2 protein-coding genes are annotated in these 1,030 nt (G+C 44.1%); both read right to left on the bottom strand.

Going from position 1 to position 1,030, the window contains the following annotated elements; all coding sequences use genetic code 11:
• The coding region (locus tag ACWHAR_RS23290) for a VWA domain-containing protein (RefSeq protein WP_452087974.1) at positions 1 to 188 on the bottom strand (188 nt) is incomplete at its 3' end.
• A gap of 84 nt (positions 189 to 272) precedes the next feature.
• The coding region (locus tag ACWHAR_RS23295) for a SpoIIE family protein phosphatase (protein WP_452087975.1) at positions 273 to 1,030 on the bottom strand (758 nt) is incomplete at its 5' end.

Genomic DNA, 1,030 nt, shown 5'->3' on the forward strand with positions numbered 1-1,030 from the left:
CCGGCAAGTCCAATCCCTTCGACTTCCTTCATTGCCTCAGGGTCAATTTGATTTTCTTCCATTATACCAATGACATTTACCGTAATCCCCTGCTCTTTAGCAAAAGCAGCCATTGCAAGCGGGTCTTCCCCATGGTTTGAGCAGCCATCCGTTATCAGCAAAATTTGATTTAAATGTCCGTTGTTCACATTCATTCCTCCTGGAGAATACGAGGATTCTCAGATTCATATATTCCCATCTTCGCCAGAAGAAATTTGATTTATACGGAAGCGTTATGAAATTTCTTGTTTGTTTTGAAAGATTGCCGGAACAGGAATGGATGCCCACTTCGGTGTATTGTGATCAATCCGGACAACAACAACAGTCATATCGTCCTCAATTTGGCCGGATCTTGTGCGGATGACTTCTTCCATAAGCAAATCTGCAATCTCCTGCGGGTCATTTGTTTTCAACCCTTTCATTTTACGCTTCATCCATAAGTCGTGATTTTCCACATGCTTAGGCCCCTCAAAAATGCCATCACTCATCATAATTAAGAGGTCACCCGCTTTCAGCTGTTCACTCACAACCTCCACATCAAATTCATTAATAATACCGATTGGCAGATTGCTCGCTTGAACTTTCATGACCTGGTCACCCCGTTTGATAAAGCTAGGCGTCGATCCAACCTTCAAAAATTTACAGCTGGCATCTTGAAGATCGATAATAGACAGGTCAAGCGTGGAATATATTTCGTCAGTTGTCCTTAGAGACAGTATGCTGTTGATCGTTTTAATTGCTATTTTTTCATCAATTCCCGATTCAAGGATTTTTTCAAGAAGCTTGATCGTTTCATTGCTTTCAAAGTGCGCTCTTGCGCCATTGCCCATTCCGTCACTGATTGCTGCAGCATATTTTCTGGCTCCAAGCTCCATCATGCTGTAGCTGTCGCCGGAGACAAGGCCGCCGCCCTTCGCAGCGTGAGCAGCTCCCGTGGACACCCTGTATGATTTTGTTGATCCAAAGGCGACATGGCTGTATCCATTCGGAT

It is taken from the genome of Bacillus sp. LR--39, from assembly GCF_053613335.1.